This is a genomic window from Pseudomonas sp. NY15364 (genome assembly GCF_048068235.1).
In the GTDB taxonomy this organism is placed as follows: Bacteria; Pseudomonadota; Gammaproteobacteria; order Pseudomonadales; family Pseudomonadaceae; genus Aquipseudomonas; species Aquipseudomonas mendocina_D.
The window spans coordinates 85,982-100,545 of record NZ_JBLUPX010000005.1; the positions used below are offsets into that span (position 1 = coordinate 85,982).

Genomic DNA, 14,564 nt, shown 5'->3' on the forward strand with positions numbered 1-14,564 from the left:
TGATGGCCTTTCAGACCATCTCCAGCGGCTGCTTGCCACGTGGTGGCGCAAAGACCTCATCCAGCAGGTTCAAATCATCCACATTCAACGCGATGGCAGCCGCTGCAGCGTTATCGCGTAAATGCGCGCTGCTTGCGGCCTTGGGAATGGCAATCACACCGTCCTGCCTGAGTGTCCAGGCCAACGCTATCTGGGCAGCGGTAGCCCCATGTCGCTCAGCCACCTGCCGCATTACCGGCTCATGCAACAAGGCACCCGCCTGACTTAGCGGACAGTAGGCCATCAGCGGCATGCCGGCACGCTGTTGCCAAGGCAGCAGGTCATACTCGATGCCTCGCGCCTCCAGGTTGTACAGCACCTGATTGGCCTGGCATGCCGGCTGATCCAGCTCCAGCAGATCGTCCAGGTCGAAGTTGGAAACGCCCCAGGCGCCGATCTTGCCCTGCGCTCGCAGCCGCTCGAAACCTTCGACCGTCTCGGCAAGCGGATAGCGCCCACGCCAGTGCAGCAGGTAGAGGTCGATACGCTCGCATCCCAGGCGCTTCAGGCTGCGCTCACAGGCGGCCTGAACACCCTGCAGACTGGCGTTGTGCGGGTAAACCTTGCTGACCAGGAACACCTCGTCACGACGACCGGCGATGGCCTCCCCCACCACCTGCTCCGCGCCACCCTCGCCATACATTTCGGCGGTGTCAATCAGGCTCAAGCCCAGGTCCAGCCCTTCACGTAGCACTGCCACCTCACGCGCGTGCTGGTGCCGGTCTTCGCCCATGCGCCAGGTCCCCTGGCCTATCACCGGCACCTGTATGCCGGCTAACTCAATTCTGCGCATCGATTTCTCCCGTCAGCTGCATGATCACAGCGGCTTGAGCAACAGCAGCAGGGACACCGGCTGAACACTCTCGGGGTGCAGCGGCTCCTGCAGCCATTCGAGACGCCAGCCGGTTTCAGCGATCAGCGTCAGCCAGGATTGCAGAGTGCGGAAGAACCAAGGCATGGGCGCCTGAAAGCCCTCTCCGAAGCCGACGAAGTCCTCCACCCGCCAACCGTCCAGGTAAGGCTCGCCATGACTGGCACGCCACGGGTGCAGGGTCTGGATCAGCAAGCTGCCGCCAGGCGCGAGGAACCCGCGCAGACTACGCAGAATAGGCTGTAGCGGCTCTTCGAGCAGGGCGAAGTTGCAGACCAATACCTCGAAACGTCCAAGTTGCTCGGCGTGTTCTTCCAGTTCGGCATAGCCACAGACGCGATACTGACTACGCCCATCGCACGCAGCGCGAGCCGCCTCGATCAGCGGCGCCGAAGCGTCCACACCGACCGGTTCGATACCATGTTCGGCCAGCCCGCGGCACAGCCAACCCTCGCCGCAACCGATATCCAGCACGCGCTTGGGTTGCAGCGCCAGCACAGCCTGGATTATCGCGGCATCGGTTACCAGGCGTCGACTTTCGATGCGCTGTTCACGCACTGCGGCAGCCCAGGCATCGGCATTGGCCTGCCAGCTTTGCTGGAGCTGTTCTCGGTGGTCGCGCTGCATGCCGATACCCTGCATTTGTGGGTTGCAGCGAGTCTAGCAGGCCAGTCCATCATCCAGGTACAACCCAGGCAATGAGTGGAAACGGCCAGCCAGACGGCGCGCAAGGGTCTAAGCTGATAACAAGACAGACGAGACAACCGCAGCCCAGCCGGCCCAAGGTCAGCATCCGGCAAGAGGCAATCTCGCGGCTTCGAATGATGCTGACAGGCCAGGCCGGTGATTTATGGGCGCATCATGGCAACGTAATCCACAGCAACCTGACCTCACCACCTCGGCGAGCACGCAGGACAGGACGAAGTCGGCCAATGTTGGAAGGCATCACTGGCGCCTGACACTCTATCTGTTACTGGTCCTGCTGGTGCTCGCGGTTACCGCCCTGCTGGTGTTCGAGTCACGCAGCGCCCACTTTCAGTCACGCGAGCTCAGTCGCTATGCTGCTGACCTCACGTACAAGGTCGAACCAGGCCCCAGCGAGCGGATCATCTACCCGACCGATGGTCCCTTCGACAAACGCCAGGGCTATGCCTACCTGCCACTGATGCTGGAGCGCCTGCAGCAGCGCGATTATCAGGTCACCGAGCAGTCGCGCTTCTCCGAACAATTGATGGCCTACAGTCGCCGCGGCCTATTCCCGCCGTTTACCGAGAAGAGCCAGAGTGGCCTGAGCATTAGCGATTGTCGCGGTACGCCGTTCTACGAATTTCGCTACCCGCAACAGGGTTATGCCGACTTCGCCAGCATCCCGCCGCTGGTGGTCAGCAGCCTGCTGTTCATCGAGAACCGTCAGTTGCTCGACCCCGCGCAACCGCTGGCCAACCCGGCGGTGGACTGGCCGCGCTTCGCCATGGCGGCGCTGTCGCAGCTTGGCAAGATGCTCGACGTGCAGGATCAGTCTGCCGGAGGGAGCACTCTGGCCACGCAACTGGAGAAATACCGCCACTCCCCGGATGGGCTGACGCTGTCAGCCGGGGAAAAGTTGCGGCAGATGATTTCCGCCAGCGTGCGCGCTTATCAGCACGGCCCGGAAACGCTCGAAGCGCGTCAACGCATCGTCCGCGACTACCTCAATAGTGTGCCGCTGTCTGCAGCACCCGGTCATGGTGAGGTGAACGGCCTGGCTGATGGCCTGCGCATCTGGTACGGCGCCGACTTCGAGCGCAGTAACGCCCTGCTCGATCCGCGTCGCTCGCCCGACGCCAGCCTTGCCGAGCGCGGCCTGGCACTGCGGCAGATGCTGTCATTGATGATCGCCCAACGCCGGCCCTCCTACTACCTCGCACAAGGGCGCCGTGACATGGAGGCGCTGACCGAAAGCCACATACGCCTGCTCGCCAGCGGTGGTCTGATCGATGCTGACCTGCGCGATGCCGCTCTCACACAGAAACTGCAGTACCGCGACTGGCAGCAGGAGCCCAACCTTCGCGCCGTGGAAAGCGACAAAGGCATCAGCGTGGCGCGCTCGCGTCTGTCCAATCTGCTGGGTATGCCACTCTACGATCTTGATCGCCTCGACCTGTCCGCACGCAGCACCCTGCAACGCGACCTGCAGCAGCAGACCAGCACCTACCTGCTGAACCTGGCCGATCCGGAGTTCGCCGGCAAGATCGGCCTGTTCGGCGAGCGCCTGCTGTCACCGGAGAAAACCGCGGAAGTGCGCTACAGCTTCACCCTGTTCGAACGCACCCCAACCGGCAGCCGGGTACGGGTGCAGACCGACAGCACCGACCAACCCTTCGACATCAACGAGGGCAGCAAGCTGGAGCTTGGTTCCACCGCTAAACTTCGCGTATTGGCCACCTATCTGGAGATCATCGCCGAGCTGCATCAGCGCCACGCGAACAAGAGCCCAGCCGAGTTGCGCCAAGTGGACATCGCCGAGCAGGACTACCTGAGCCGCTGGGCCGTGGGCTACCTACAAGCCAACCCGGGGGCGGACCTGGCCAGCATGCTCGACGCCGCGCTGGAGCGGCGCTACTCGGCCACCCCGAACGAGCGCTTCTTCACTGGCGGCGGACTGCACACGTTCGGCAACTTCCGCCGCGAGGACAACGGCCGTAACCCGACCCTGCGCGAATCCCTGCGCGAGTCGATCAACCTGCCCTTTGTACGCCTGATGCGTGACCTGGTGCGCTACAGCACCTACCAGAACAGCGCCGAACTGCTCAAGGACGACAAAGACCCACGCCGCCAGGAATACCTGCAGCGTTTTGCTGATCAGGAAGGACGCACCTTCCTTCTGCGCTTCTGGCGCAAGTATCAAGGCCAGCCGGAGCCGCAGCGCCTGGAGACGTTCATCAGCGGCCTACGGCAGACCTCGGTACGCCTGAGCGCCGTGCACCGTTACCTGTTGCCGCAGGCTGACGAAGCCACCTTTGCTGCTTTTCTACGGGCGCAACTGCCACAGGAAAAACTCACCGACCAACGCATCGCGCGCCTGTATCAGGACTATGGCCCGGGCGCTTACAGCCTGCCGGATCAGGGCTATATCGCCCGCGTCCACCCGCTGGAACTCTGGCTGCTGGGCTACCTGATCAGCAACCCGCAGGCGACCTTCAGCGACGCTGTAGCCGCCAGCATCGACGAGCGCCAGGAAGTCTATGGTTGGTTGTTCCGTAGTCGACACAAGAGTGCCCGCGACAGCCGCATCCGTATCATGCTGGAGGTCGAAGCCTTCTCCGACATTCATCGGCGCTGGCAGAACCTGGGTTATCCCTTCCAATATCTGGTGCCCTCGCTGGCCACCGCACTGGGCAGCTCCGGCGACCGGCCCGCGGCGCTGGCCGAGCTGATGGGCATCATCCAGAACGACGGTATTCGCCAGCCAGTGCTGCGCATTGACGAACTGCATTTCGCTGCCAATACGCCTTATGAGACACGAGTCGAACGGGATATCCACGTCGGCAAACGGGTGATGCAGTCCGAAGTGGCTGCGGCATTGCGCAATGCCCTTTCACAAGTGGTGGAAGGCGGGACCGCGCGGCGTTTGCAAGGCACTTTCCAGTTACAGGACGGCCATAGCCTGACGCTGGGCGGCAAGACCGGCACCGGCGACAACCGCATCGAGAGCGTGGGGGCGGGCGGCCGGGTAATCAGCTCCAGGGCGATGAACCGTACGGCGACCTTCGTGTTCTTTCTCGGTCCGCGGCACTACGGCACCCTGACCGCGTTCGTGCCAGGACGCGAGGCCGAACGCTTCACCTTCACCTCGGCGTTGCCGGTACAGGTGCTCAAGGGCATGGCGCCGATCCTTGCGCCCTACCTCGAACCCGGCAGCGCCACCCTGTGTGATACGCCGATGAGCCCACCACAGATCAGCCGGCGGTAATACCTGGTAACCACAGCGGCCGGCCCCTGGCGAAACCCGGCATCGGATATGCAGTCCATGGCTGCATTATCCGTTGCCGTTCATGAGTACGCCGATGCCCTCACCCTGGTTAGCCCTGCTGCGCCGTCGTCGCCTGAGCCTGATGTTTCTGGGCTGCCTACTGGTATTGCTGCCGATAGGCTGCGCCAAACTGGAGCAGACCGAGCGCGAGCTGGTGTTTCGCATCGAGCCCGGCACCGCCCGCTGGTTCAGCGGCCTGCCTGCAGGCGTCGAGGACGTGCAACTGCAATCGCCCGATCTCACTGCCGAGGAGAGCCTGCACGCCTGGTGGTGGCCGGCCCCCCGCAAGGATGCCCCGACGCTGCTCTATCTGCATGGTTCACGCTGGAACCTGACCGGCCAGCTGTTTCGCATCGAACAGCTGCATGCCATGGGCTTCTCGGTCTTGGCGGTGGACTACCGCGGCTTCGGCGAAAGCCGTGGCGCCTTGCCCTCCGAGCGTAGCGTCTACCAGGACGCCCTGATCGCCTGGCAGCATCTGGTGCGCCTACAGCCCGAGGCGAACAAACGCTTCATCTATGGTCATTCACTGGGTGGCGCCGTAGCCGTCAACCTGGCGCACGAACTGGCCAGTGAAGAGGAAGCCGAGCAGGCCGCCGGCCTGATCGTCGAATCCAGTTTCACCAATCTGGGCGACGTGGCGGCCGCGGTTACCAACACCTCGCTGCCGGTGCGCTGGCTGCTGTCGCAGGAGTTCGATTCACTGAGCAAGATCGGCGATGTCGGCATCCCGGTGCTGATCGCTCATGGTCGCGATGACCGCTACGTACCGTCACGCTTCAGCCAGGCGCTGTTCGACGCGGCCAGCGAGCCGAAGCAGTTACTGCTGATCGACGGCGCCAACCACAACAACAGCCTGCGCATGGCCGGTAACAGCTACCGCCAGGCCCTACAGGCTTTGGGGCTCGAACTTAACTGAACGTTCAGGGCTTGAAGTGCTGCAGATAGAGCTGCTCCACCTTGGCCCGTGCCCAAGGCGTCTTGCGCAGGAAGGTCAGACTCGACTTGATGCTCGGCTCATGTTTGAAACAGCGCACGTCGACCTGATGGGCAAGGCCATCCCAACCGATGCGGTCCACCAGGGCGGTGAGAATCGCCTGCAAGGTCAGGCCATGGAGCGGGTCATTGCTGGTCATGAGAGCATCCGTTAACAAAAGTGCGCCTATCTTAGAGCCAGAAACGAAAAAGGCGATGACTGCCTAACAATCATCGCCTTCGGTTCAAGCCAGCAAGCTTACGCCGACTTGTACTCGCTCTCGGCCTTGTCGAAGCGGCTCAGCATCGACTGGCTCGGCGCCTGACCGATACGGCTGAAGATGACGATGGCCAGGGTGGCGAGGACGAAGCCCGGAATGATCTCGTACAGGCCCAGACCGATCCAGTTCTTCCATACGATCACGGTGGCAGCACCGACCAGCATACCGGCCAGGGCGCCGTTGCGGGTCATGCCCTTCCACAGCAGGGAAAGGATCACCACCGGACCGAACGCAGCGCCGAAGCCGGCCCAGGCGTAGGACACCAGGCCCAATACGCGGTTTTCCGGGTTCGCCGCCAGAGCGATGGCGATCAGTGCGACCAGCAGCACCATGGCGCGGCCAACCCAAACCAGTTCGGTCTGCGAAGCGTCTTTACGCAGGAAGGCCTTGTAGAAGTCTTCGGTCAGCGCACTGGAGCACACCAGCAACTGGCAGCTCAGGGTGCTCATCACCGCCGCCAGGATGGCGGACAGCAGGATACCGGCGATCCACGGGTTGAACAGCAGCTTGGCCAGCTCGATGAACACGCGCTCCGGGTTTTCAGCGACCGGGCCGGCGACTTCAGGGTGCGCCGCGAAGTAGGCGATACCGAAGAAACCGACAGCAACAGCGCCAGCCAGGGTCAGGATCATCCAGGTCATGGAGATGCGGCGGGCAGCCGGGATCGACTTCACCGAATCAGCGGCCATGAAGCGCGCCAGGATGTGCGGTTGGCCGAAATAGCCCAGGCCCCAGGCCATCAGCGAGATCACGCCGACGAAGGTCGCGCCCTTGAGCATGTCGAAGTTGGTCGCGTCGACCGCCTCGATGGCGACCATGGCCGGATCGAAACCGCCGGTGGCGATCATCACCACGACCGGGGTGAGGATCAGCGCGAAGATCATCAGGGTGGCCTGTACGGTATCGGTCCAGCTCACTGCCAGGAAGCCGCCGATGAAGGTGTAGGCGATGGTCGCAGCAGCACCGGCCCACAGCGCGGTCTCGTAGGACATGCCGAAGGTGCTCTCGAACAGGCGAGCACCGGCCACCACGCCGGAGGCGCAGTAGATGGTGAAGAACACCAGGATCACCAGCGCCGAAAAGATGCGCAGGATGCGGCTGTTGTCTTCGAAACGGTTGGTGAAGTAGTCCGGCAGGGTCAGGGCGTTACCGTTGTGCTCGGTCTGCACGCGCAGACGGCCGGCAACGAACAACCAGTTGAGGTAGGCGCCGATGACCAGACCGATGGCGATCCAGCTTTCGGAGATGCCAGCGACGAAGATCGCGCCAGGCAGGCCCATCAGCAACCAGCCACTCATGTCGGAAGCGCCGGCGGACAGTGCGGTCACGAAGCTACCGAGACTGCGGCCACCGAGGATGTAGTCGGAAAGGTTCTTAGTACGCAGATAGGCGATCAAGCCGATCAGCACCATGGCTGCGATGTACACCACGAAGGTGACGAGCATTGGAGTACTAGCTGTCATTTGGGGGGCTCCCCTCTCGTTTGTTGTTCTTGGGCACCGTGCCCAGCTTGGCAAAGCGCACCCGTTTTTGCGGATGCGGGCTCCGGTCTCTCTTCCTCGTCACACCGATGTCTGATGAGCACGTTCAGGGACAGATACCGGCGCAGTGAATTCTCCACCACTTCGTCACAGCATCGGCACGTGCCTGAGCACTTTCCCTGACCTCCCTGGCTTGCACCTGCGGCCACCGAATCGCGTTACCACCCTACTTCGGCTGCATGCACTTCTATTATCGGTCTAGCCCAGCAAAGCTGGTCTGACCAATCGGCGCAGACAAAAACGGTCGTAACGAAAGTGAAGGGCGGAATTTAGTGGCAGACGTGAGCGGGCTTCTTGCTGAAAGCTCTGGAGTTTTTATAGAAATCTCCGACACGGGGAACTTCCGGCAAACAGCTGTTTCGGCCTCGCGCCGAGCACCTGATCGCTCGATCAGCCCCCGCTGGCCTGGCGAAAAGGCAGATAACTGCGCGCCTCCTCAGCGTAAACCCGCACGCCAGAGCGCTCCTGCTCGAGAAACTCGGCAACCGCAGCATGCAGCCCAGGATGGCAGAGATAATGCCAGGAGCGAGTGATGACCGGCTCGAAACCGCGAATCAGCTTGTGCTCACCCTGCGCGCCAGCATCGAAGCGTTGCAGACCTTCGGCGATGGCCAACTCCATGCCCTGATAGAAGCAGGTTTCGAAATGCAGCCGGTCGAATTCGGCCAGGCAGCCCCAATAGCGGCCATAAAAGGTATCGCCATCGACCAGACTGAAAGCCATCGCCAGCGCACGACCATGCTGCGTGGCGAACACCACACGAATCATCTCGGGCATGCGTTCGGCCAGCAGGCTGAAGAAATCCCGCGTCAGATAAGGCGCCTGGCCGCGCACGTGGTAGGTGTTGGCGTAGCAGTGATAGACGAAATCCCAGTCCGCCTCGCCCAGCTCATGACCCAGGCGCCTGTCGAATTCGATGCCCTGCCCCGCCACCTGCTCCCGTTCCTTGCGCATCTGCTTGCGTTTACGCGAACTGAGCGTATCGAGAAAGTCCTGAAAATCACGATAACCACGGTTGTGCCAGTGAAACTGACAACCGATGCGCTCCAACCAGCCTTGCCGTTGCATCAGCACAGTGTCGCAAGCCGGGCTGGTGAAATTGATATGCAGGCTCGACGAGCCTTCATCGCTCAATTCGGCTGCCAACGCATCGAGCAGCTCGGCAGCCGCACCGGCGTCGCCGAGCAAACGCGCTCCGGTCACCGGAGAGAACGGTACGGCGCCCAGCAGTTTGGGGTAGTAGGCGATACCGGCGCGCCGACAGGCGTCAGCCCAGCCGTGATCGAAGACGTATTCGCCGTAAGAATGCTGTTTCACATAAGCCGGCAACGCTGCCTGCACCTTGCCGTGCTCGTCGCACCAGAGCCGGTGCGAGGGCTGCCAACCACTGCGACCGCCAACGCTGCCGCTGTCCTCCAGCGCACTGAGGAAGGCATGACGCAGGAACGGCTGTTGTTGCGGTAACAGAGCATCCCAGGTCTCTGCTGACACTGCGTGAAGGGAGTCGATGATGGTGACGGACATGAGCTGAGTTCCAGAAGCCAGACTGCAATATATCTCTAACAATGCACCTGCAATATGAGAAGGCCAACCCTTATAACTTTGAGCTCTGTAAAGGAGTTAACCATGCAAAAGTCCCTTCTCGCCCTCGGAATCGCGTTATTGCTCGGCAGCGGTACGGCCATCGCCCAGCAGTCGATTACTCATCCTTTTCACGCGACCCAGGCAGAAGATGCACCGAACAACGTACACATGGCGGTGGAAATTCCAGCAGGCAGCTTCACCAAGTACGAGATCAACGAAGAAGGTCTGGTTTTCGTCGACCGCTTCCAGTCCATGCCTGTTGTCTACCCTGCCAACTATGGTTCGCTGTCCCGCACGCTGGGTGGCGACAACGACCCATTGGACGGCCTGGTGCTAACTCGCGAGCCTCTTCATCCAGGCGTCCTTATCAAGTTCCGTCCAATCGGCTATCTGAAGATGATCGACGGCGGTGAAGCGGATGAAAAGATCATTGGCGTGCCCAGCAGCGATATCGATCCGACTTACGACAACATCAAGGACATCGATGACCTACCCTTGATCGAGCGCCAGCGCATCGAGGCTTTTTTCCGCGTTTACAAGCAACTGCCAGAAGGCCGCAAGAAAGTCGAACTCAACGGCTATGGCAGCGCCGCCGAAGCTCGCCAGATGATCCAGATGGCCCTGGACAACTACAAAAAGAACAACTGACAAACCGCGAAAAGGCCCAGCCAAGTGCTGGGCCTTTTCAATCACAGCCTTCAACTTTTCCCGGCCAGAGCCTTCTTGTAGCTGGTGGCGTAGTTCAGCTTGCGGCCGGCCACCTTGTTCAACTCCTTGCGGTCCATCGACGAATAAACACCCAACTCACGGGCCTTGAATCCACTGCTGCCGACTTCGTCTTCCGGCGCGAGCGCCACCATCTTCTTCGCAGCCGCTTCGACAGCTTCGCGGTAATCGCCACGGTCACTTAGGTCATATGTATCCAGCGACATCACCGAACGCAGCCAGTTGCCCCAATAGAACTCCAGAAACTCAGGGGCCACTTCGCCAGAACGCGGCTTGTCGTAACCCACCTCGCGAGTGAAGTACACCAGCGCTCGATAGGGGTCGTTGGCCAGATGCTGCAAACCGAGCTGGCTCGGTATCTGTTGAGGATCGATGACCTGGCCGTTGCCGTCCTTGAGCCAGACCTTGCGCGCCTGCGCCATGCGCTGCCAGAAGCTGGCCATGTCAGCGCTGTCGCTGAAGTTGTCAGTTACCCGCACCCACATGTTCAGGTTTTCGCCGCCCTTGGGATGCTCCACAAGCACGGTGAAAGTGTGATGACCATCAGTAAGGAACAACTTGCCTTCGGGACCAATGACCACGGTTTTCATCTCGCTGCTACGAGCACCGACCTTATCCTGGCAGGTGAAACTTTCCGGTTTCCGCAGGTCGGCGTCACCTGGCACATTGGCACTCTCGCCCTGCCCGTTGGCCTCGCAATATTCGTCGAACAGTTTATTGCGCTCTTGCGCGAAGCGGCCGAGCTTGTAGTAGATCTGGTCATACCCAACCGCAGCCTGGGTCGGGTGCAACGCTTGCAGCGGCACCTGAAGCAACTCACCGGGCTTGGCTGCACTGTAATCCTGGGCCAGGACGGTCGAACTCAGGCCGAGCGCAACCAGTATCAAAGTGATTTGACGCATCGAAACATCTCCAAAGGACTTGGCGATAAAAAAGCCCCGCCATTGGCGGGGCTCAATCAGGAGCAACAGATGAAGGTATTGCTTAGAACACGTACTGCAGGCGACCTACGATTGCCTTGCCGTCATCCTGCACGCTCTTGCCACCAACCTGATTAGAGGTGTTGATGTTGTCCACCTGATAATCGATGTAGTTCAGGCTGGTACGGACGGACGGGGTCACGAAGTAGTTCACACCCACTACCATGGCCTTGGTCTCGAACTCGTCGTTCACGTCGTCAGCCACGATACCGGCCAGACCCAGGTTGCCGGGAATGGCACCCGCATCGGAATCGATTGTGGTGCTTTCGTAACGGGCGAAGACTTCCCAGGAACCTTTCATGTTGTCCGGCTTGTCCCACTTACCGTCAGCAGCCTTGTACTGGCGCACGCCGTTGAACATGTAGGAAACCTGAGCGTAGTAGCCGCTGAGGTCAACATCGGATTTCGCACCAGCCAGAGTCTCACCACTGATCTGACGCTGGAAGTACTCAGCCTGCGCACGGAAAGCACCGAACTGAGCACCGGACTCCAGCACCCATTCAACATCCTTGTCAGCCACGCGCACGTCGCCAAAGGTCAGGCGGAAGTCGTTGTCGCTACGAATCCCCATGCGGGTACGAGCGCGGGCACGGTTATCGTCGGACTCGCTGTTGTGGTAGTTGGCAGCGAGGTGAATGACGTCAGTGCCATTGAGGTAGGGAGCCCAGTGAGCGCGCAGGGTATAGCCGTACAGCTCGTCGTTGTCCTCACTCTTGTAGTTGTTGTCACCTTCGTAGGTGGCAACCTGAGCCATCAGGCCATAGTTATCGCCAGAGTGCTTGAAGTTCACGCCGAACTGGGTGTCTTCGTCCCCATTGAGGAAGTCGTACATGAACGGACGCTCGATGGCGGTGATCCAGGACGAGCTGGTTGTACCTTCCAGACCATAATCAACACCGAAGCGACCTACGGTGAAGGTGCCGATATCCAGCCCGGTGTAGGCGATGAAGGCACGGTCGACGCTGGTGTCGTCAGCTTCGTCATAGCTCAGGCGCAGGCCCCAGTCCCAATCGCTGTAGGCGGTACCCTCAAGGCCGAACTCACCGCGACGGATGAAGGTATTGAACGTATCGTCGAACGGCTTGTTCTGGTCAGCGGCCATCAGGCCATCGAACTGAGTAGCATCCCACTGCAGTTTGCCGCTCAGCTTGAAGCTGAACGCCTTGTCGGTAGTGGCGACTTCCAGGCCGCCTTTGGTCTTGATCACGAGGTCAGCGCCGTCAGTGGTGACGGTACCGGCGAAAGCCTGGGCGGAGACGGCCAGAGCCAGGGCGCTGGCTGCGAAACCGGCGAAGTGCTTACGGATCATCGAGGATTCCCCTGTTGGACTTTAAGTGTTGAAAACACCCGAGCAATGGGCTCGTTCGTGTTGGGGGGAATCTTGGCGAGGGGTTATTTCAGCGCAGTTGCCGATATATAAAGATTTGATGACAGCGGAACTTTTTACTTCCGATGCTTATAAGCAGTTCAGGATGAGTGCAGCCGCGGTCCCAGCAGGATGATCAAAGCACCCGCCAGACACAGCGCAGCGCCCAACCAGTCGCTGAGCATTGGCCGGGTCTTCTCGATCAACGCCAGCCACACCAGCGAAGCGACGATATACACACCGCCATAGGCGGCATAAGCGCGGCCGGCGAAGGAGGCTTCGACGCGGGTCAGGATCAGCGCGAACAGCGCCAGGCTTAGCAGCCCGGGAGCGATCCACCAGGCGCTGCGATCAAGCCGCAGCCACATCCAGAAGGCATAGCAACCGGCGATCTCGAACAGGGCCGCCAACAGAAACCATAGATAGTTGATCATTCTCGCCTCCTAACCGCGCAAGGCACCTTCGCGCTCCCAGGCGCAACGCACGCGTAACCCACCTTCCTGCGGACTATGAAAGCCGCTATCGGACTCCCAGCGAAAGGTATGCATACCGTTGAGTTCGGTTTCCAGGTGCACCACTGCGCTGGCCCAGTACAGACGCTTGAGCAGCGCCTCGAAGGCTTCGATCCACAGGTTCCATTCGTATTCGATCGCGCCATAGCTGGCGCCGAAGTGGATCACCTGGGTCTGGTAAAGGCCGGCACCGAGTTGGTCACAGAAGGAGAACATTTCACGACCAAGAAACGGCCAGAGCTCGCCGGCCGGCAATTCGGCCAGCACGCCATGATTGGTTTCACGGCGCAGGCGACGTTGCTCGGGGTCATCCGAGGGCCAGTCGCGGATACAGCCATAGACGATGGATTCGGACTCCACACCGGCACTCCTGAAAAAGCAGAACGCCTTCTAACACAGCACGCCTGGGCAAGAAAGGAACTGCTGCCAATTCTTCAGCGAGGCTGACGCCTGCTACGCCCCAGCAACCAGGCCACCAGCGTCATCACCAGCGCCAGCGCAGTGAGCACTGCAAACGGCAGACGGTAGCTGCCGGACAGGTCGCGCGCCAAGCCGGTGAGAATGGGCGTCAGGCAACCCAGGCTGTAACCGGTGAACAGCATCATCGCCGTCCAGCGGCTGACGGCCATCGGCGAGCCGGCTTCGTACAGCGGCAGCACCAGCGACAAGGCGAAGGAGCCACCCAGCGAAAAGCCCAAGATCACCGCCCACAATTCGGGAACGAAGCGCGGCATGAAGGTGACCATCGCCAGGCAGCCGCATGTGACCGCACCGCAAGCCAACAGTAGCGGATAACGCGCGTTGTAGCGCTGCGCCAGCCAGGGCAGCAGGAACGAACTGGGCAGCCCCATGAGCATGGCCAGACTGAGCAGCGAGTTGCTGCGCAGCATGCTCAGCCCCGCTTCGTGATAACGCGCCACAGCCCAGGTCGCGATGGCATAGAACAAGCCCGCTTGAATGGCGAAGAAGCAACTGATCAGCCACGCGCGCGGCTGCCGCCAGGGCAGGCCACCGCTTTCCTGCTCATTGGCAGCACCCGCCTGGTTGGGCAGCCACAGCCAGAGCATGACCCCGAACAGCGCAGGCGCCGCCCATACCGCCAGGCCCAGGTGCCAGGCGTCACCGAACAACGCGGTGGCCGGCGCGGTGAGCACTGCGCCACCGGCTCCACCCATAGCCATACCCAGTGAATACCAGCCCACCACGCGCCCCATCTGGCTGGCGAAGTGACGCTTGATGAATCCCGACAATAACGGCCCGGCGACCGCGATGGCAGCGCCGAGGGCAATGGCGCTGCCGATCAACACCGCACTTTGGTGCGCGGCCAGACGTGCCAGCAGCGCCAGGCCGATCAGCCCAAGGCAGAGCACTATGGTGCGTTCGAGCCCCCAGCGCATGGCCAGGCGCGGCGCCAGCGGCGCGAGCAGGCCCATGCACAACACCGGCAAAGCCGTGGTCAGGCTGATGAAGCTGCGACTCAGCGACAGCTCTGCAGCGATGTGTTCGATCAGCGGTGCAAGGGAGGTGATGCCGGGGCGCAAATTGATCGCCGCCAGCACCAGGGCCACTAACAGTAGGGCCCGAGGGACTGGTTTCACGAGGTATCCGAAGTCATTACGGCAGGCAGGCCAGGGCGGCCACCCTACCCCCGGTGGCCACACCAGGCAAGCCTGCCGG

At 61.2% G+C, this 14,564-nt stretch carries 13 protein-coding genes; 3 read left to right on the forward strand and 10 right to left on the reverse strand.

The annotated features are described in order from the left end of the window. Positions 1-10: 10 nt before the first annotated feature. The gene (locus ACNFCJ_RS06405) at positions 11-832 is read right to left on the reverse strand and encodes an aldo/keto reductase (protein ID WP_416770440.1); all 822 of its coding nucleotides are present in this window, start codon (positions 830-832) and stop codon (positions 11-13) included. Positions 833-856: 24 nt separating this feature from the next. After that, positions 857-1,537 carry a class I SAM-dependent methyltransferase gene (locus tag ACNFCJ_RS06410; RefSeq protein WP_416770442.1) on the reverse strand — a complete coding sequence of 227 codons (681 nt, stop codon included), beginning with the start codon at positions 1,535-1,537 and terminating at the stop codon, positions 857-859. A gap of 223 nt (positions 1,538-1,760) precedes the next feature. On the opposite strand from ACNFCJ_RS06410, the gene ACNFCJ_RS06415 reads away from it, so the two are divergent. Further along, positions 1,761-4,862: a transglycosylase domain-containing protein gene (locus ACNFCJ_RS06415; protein WP_416770444.1), complete on the forward strand. Its 3,102-nt coding sequence runs from the start codon at positions 1,761-1,763 to the stop codon at positions 4,860-4,862. A gap of 94 nt (positions 4,863-4,956) precedes the next feature. Then, positions 4,957-5,841: an alpha/beta hydrolase gene (locus tag ACNFCJ_RS06420; RefSeq protein ID WP_416770445.1), complete on the forward strand. Its 885-nt coding sequence runs from the start codon at positions 4,957-4,959 to the stop codon at positions 5,839-5,841. A gap of 4 nt (positions 5,842-5,845) precedes the next feature. Here the strand turns inward: ACNFCJ_RS06420 and ACNFCJ_RS06425 are convergent, their stop codons facing one another. From ACNFCJ_RS06425 to ACNFCJ_RS06435, 3 genes are all read right to left on the reverse strand, one after another. Beyond that, a complete protein-coding gene (locus tag ACNFCJ_RS06425; protein ID WP_125833985.1) occupies positions 5,846-6,058 on the reverse strand; it encodes a VF530 family DNA-binding protein in 213 nt (70 codons plus the stop codon). 98 nt (positions 6,059-6,156) lie between these two features. Continuing rightward, positions 6,157-7,641, reverse strand: coding sequence for a sodium/proline symporter PutP (gene putP, locus ACNFCJ_RS06430; protein WP_416770446.1), 1,485 nt, complete (start codon positions 7,639-7,641; stop codon positions 6,157-6,159). A gap of 468 nt (positions 7,642-8,109) precedes the next feature. After that, entirely contained in the window at positions 8,110-9,243 is a 1,134-nt protein-coding gene (locus ACNFCJ_RS06435; protein ID WP_416770448.1) for a GNAT family N-acetyltransferase, read from the reverse strand. 102 nt (positions 9,244-9,345) lie between these two features. Here ACNFCJ_RS06435 and ACNFCJ_RS06440 point away from each other — a divergent pair, with 102 nt between their 5' ends. Continuing rightward, a complete protein-coding gene (locus ACNFCJ_RS06440; RefSeq protein ID WP_099522221.1) occupies positions 9,346-9,951 on the forward strand; it encodes an inorganic diphosphatase in 606 nt (201 codons plus the stop codon). A 50-nt stretch (positions 9,952-10,001) separates the two neighbouring features. Here the strand turns inward: ACNFCJ_RS06440 and ACNFCJ_RS06445 are convergent, their stop codons facing one another. From ACNFCJ_RS06445 to ACNFCJ_RS06465, 5 genes are all read right to left on the reverse strand, one after another. Beyond that, complete coding sequence (locus ACNFCJ_RS06445; RefSeq protein ID WP_416770449.1) at positions 10,002-10,931, reverse strand: ParB/Srx family N-terminal domain-containing protein; 930 nt, start codon at positions 10,929-10,931, stop codon at positions 10,002-10,004. Between the two features lie 82 nt (positions 10,932-11,013). Further along, complete coding sequence (locus tag ACNFCJ_RS06450) at positions 11,014-12,318, reverse strand: OprO/OprP family phosphate-selective porin (protein WP_125879528.1); 1,305 nt, start codon at positions 12,316-12,318, stop codon at positions 11,014-11,016. 158 nt (positions 12,319-12,476) lie between these two features. Then, positions 12,477-12,809 carry a YnfA family protein gene (locus ACNFCJ_RS06455; RefSeq protein WP_017677981.1) on the reverse strand — a complete coding sequence of 111 codons (333 nt, stop codon included), beginning with the start codon at positions 12,807-12,809 and terminating at the stop codon, positions 12,477-12,479. A 9-nt stretch (positions 12,810-12,818) separates the two neighbouring features. Beyond that, entirely contained in the window at positions 12,819-13,247 is a 429-nt protein-coding gene (locus tag ACNFCJ_RS06460) for a hypothetical protein (protein WP_416770450.1), read from the reverse strand. Positions 13,248-13,321: 74 nt separating this feature from the next. Beyond that, positions 13,322-14,485 carry a CynX/NimT family MFS transporter gene (locus ACNFCJ_RS06465; protein WP_416770452.1) on the reverse strand — a complete coding sequence of 388 codons (1,164 nt, stop codon included), beginning with the start codon at positions 14,483-14,485 and terminating at the stop codon, positions 13,322-13,324. Positions 14,486-14,564 lie beyond the last annotated feature (79 nt).

Bases quoted from the DNA above. Each gene is read 5' to 3' on its own strand.
- ACNFCJ_RS06405 (WP_416770440.1), bottom strand. From the start codon at position 832: ATGCGCAGAATTGAGTTAGCCGGCATACAGGTGCCGGTGATAGGCCAG.
- ACNFCJ_RS06410 (WP_416770442.1), bottom strand. From the start codon at position 1,537: ATGCAGCGCGACCACCGAGAACAGCTCCAGCAAAGCTGGCAGGCCAAT.
- ACNFCJ_RS06415 (WP_416770444.1), top strand. From the start codon at position 1,761: ATGGGCGCATCATGGCAACGTAATCCACAGCAACCTGACCTCACCACC.
- ACNFCJ_RS06420 (WP_416770445.1), top strand. From the start codon at position 4,957: ATGCCCTCACCCTGGTTAGCCCTGCTGCGCCGTCGTCGCCTGAGCCTG.
- ACNFCJ_RS06425 (WP_125833985.1), bottom strand. From the start codon at position 6,058: ATGACCAGCAATGACCCGCTCCATGGCCTGACCTTGCAGGCGATTCTC.
- putP (WP_416770446.1), bottom strand. From the start codon at position 7,641: ATGACAGCTAGTACTCCAATGCTCGTCACCTTCGTGGTGTACATCGCA.
- ACNFCJ_RS06435 (WP_416770448.1), bottom strand. From the start codon at position 9,243: ATGTCCGTCACCATCATCGACTCCCTTCACGCAGTGTCAGCAGAGACC.
- ACNFCJ_RS06440 (WP_099522221.1), top strand. From the start codon at position 9,346: ATGCAAAAGTCCCTTCTCGCCCTCGGAATCGCGTTATTGCTCGGCAGC.
- ACNFCJ_RS06445 (WP_416770449.1), bottom strand. From the start codon at position 10,931: ATGCGTCAAATCACTTTGATACTGGTTGCGCTCGGCCTGAGTTCGACC.
- ACNFCJ_RS06450 (WP_125879528.1), bottom strand. From the start codon at position 12,318: ATGATCCGTAAGCACTTCGCCGGTTTCGCAGCCAGCGCCCTGGCTCTG.
- ACNFCJ_RS06455 (WP_017677981.1), bottom strand. From the start codon at position 12,809: ATGATCAACTATCTATGGTTTCTGTTGGCGGCCCTGTTCGAGATCGCC.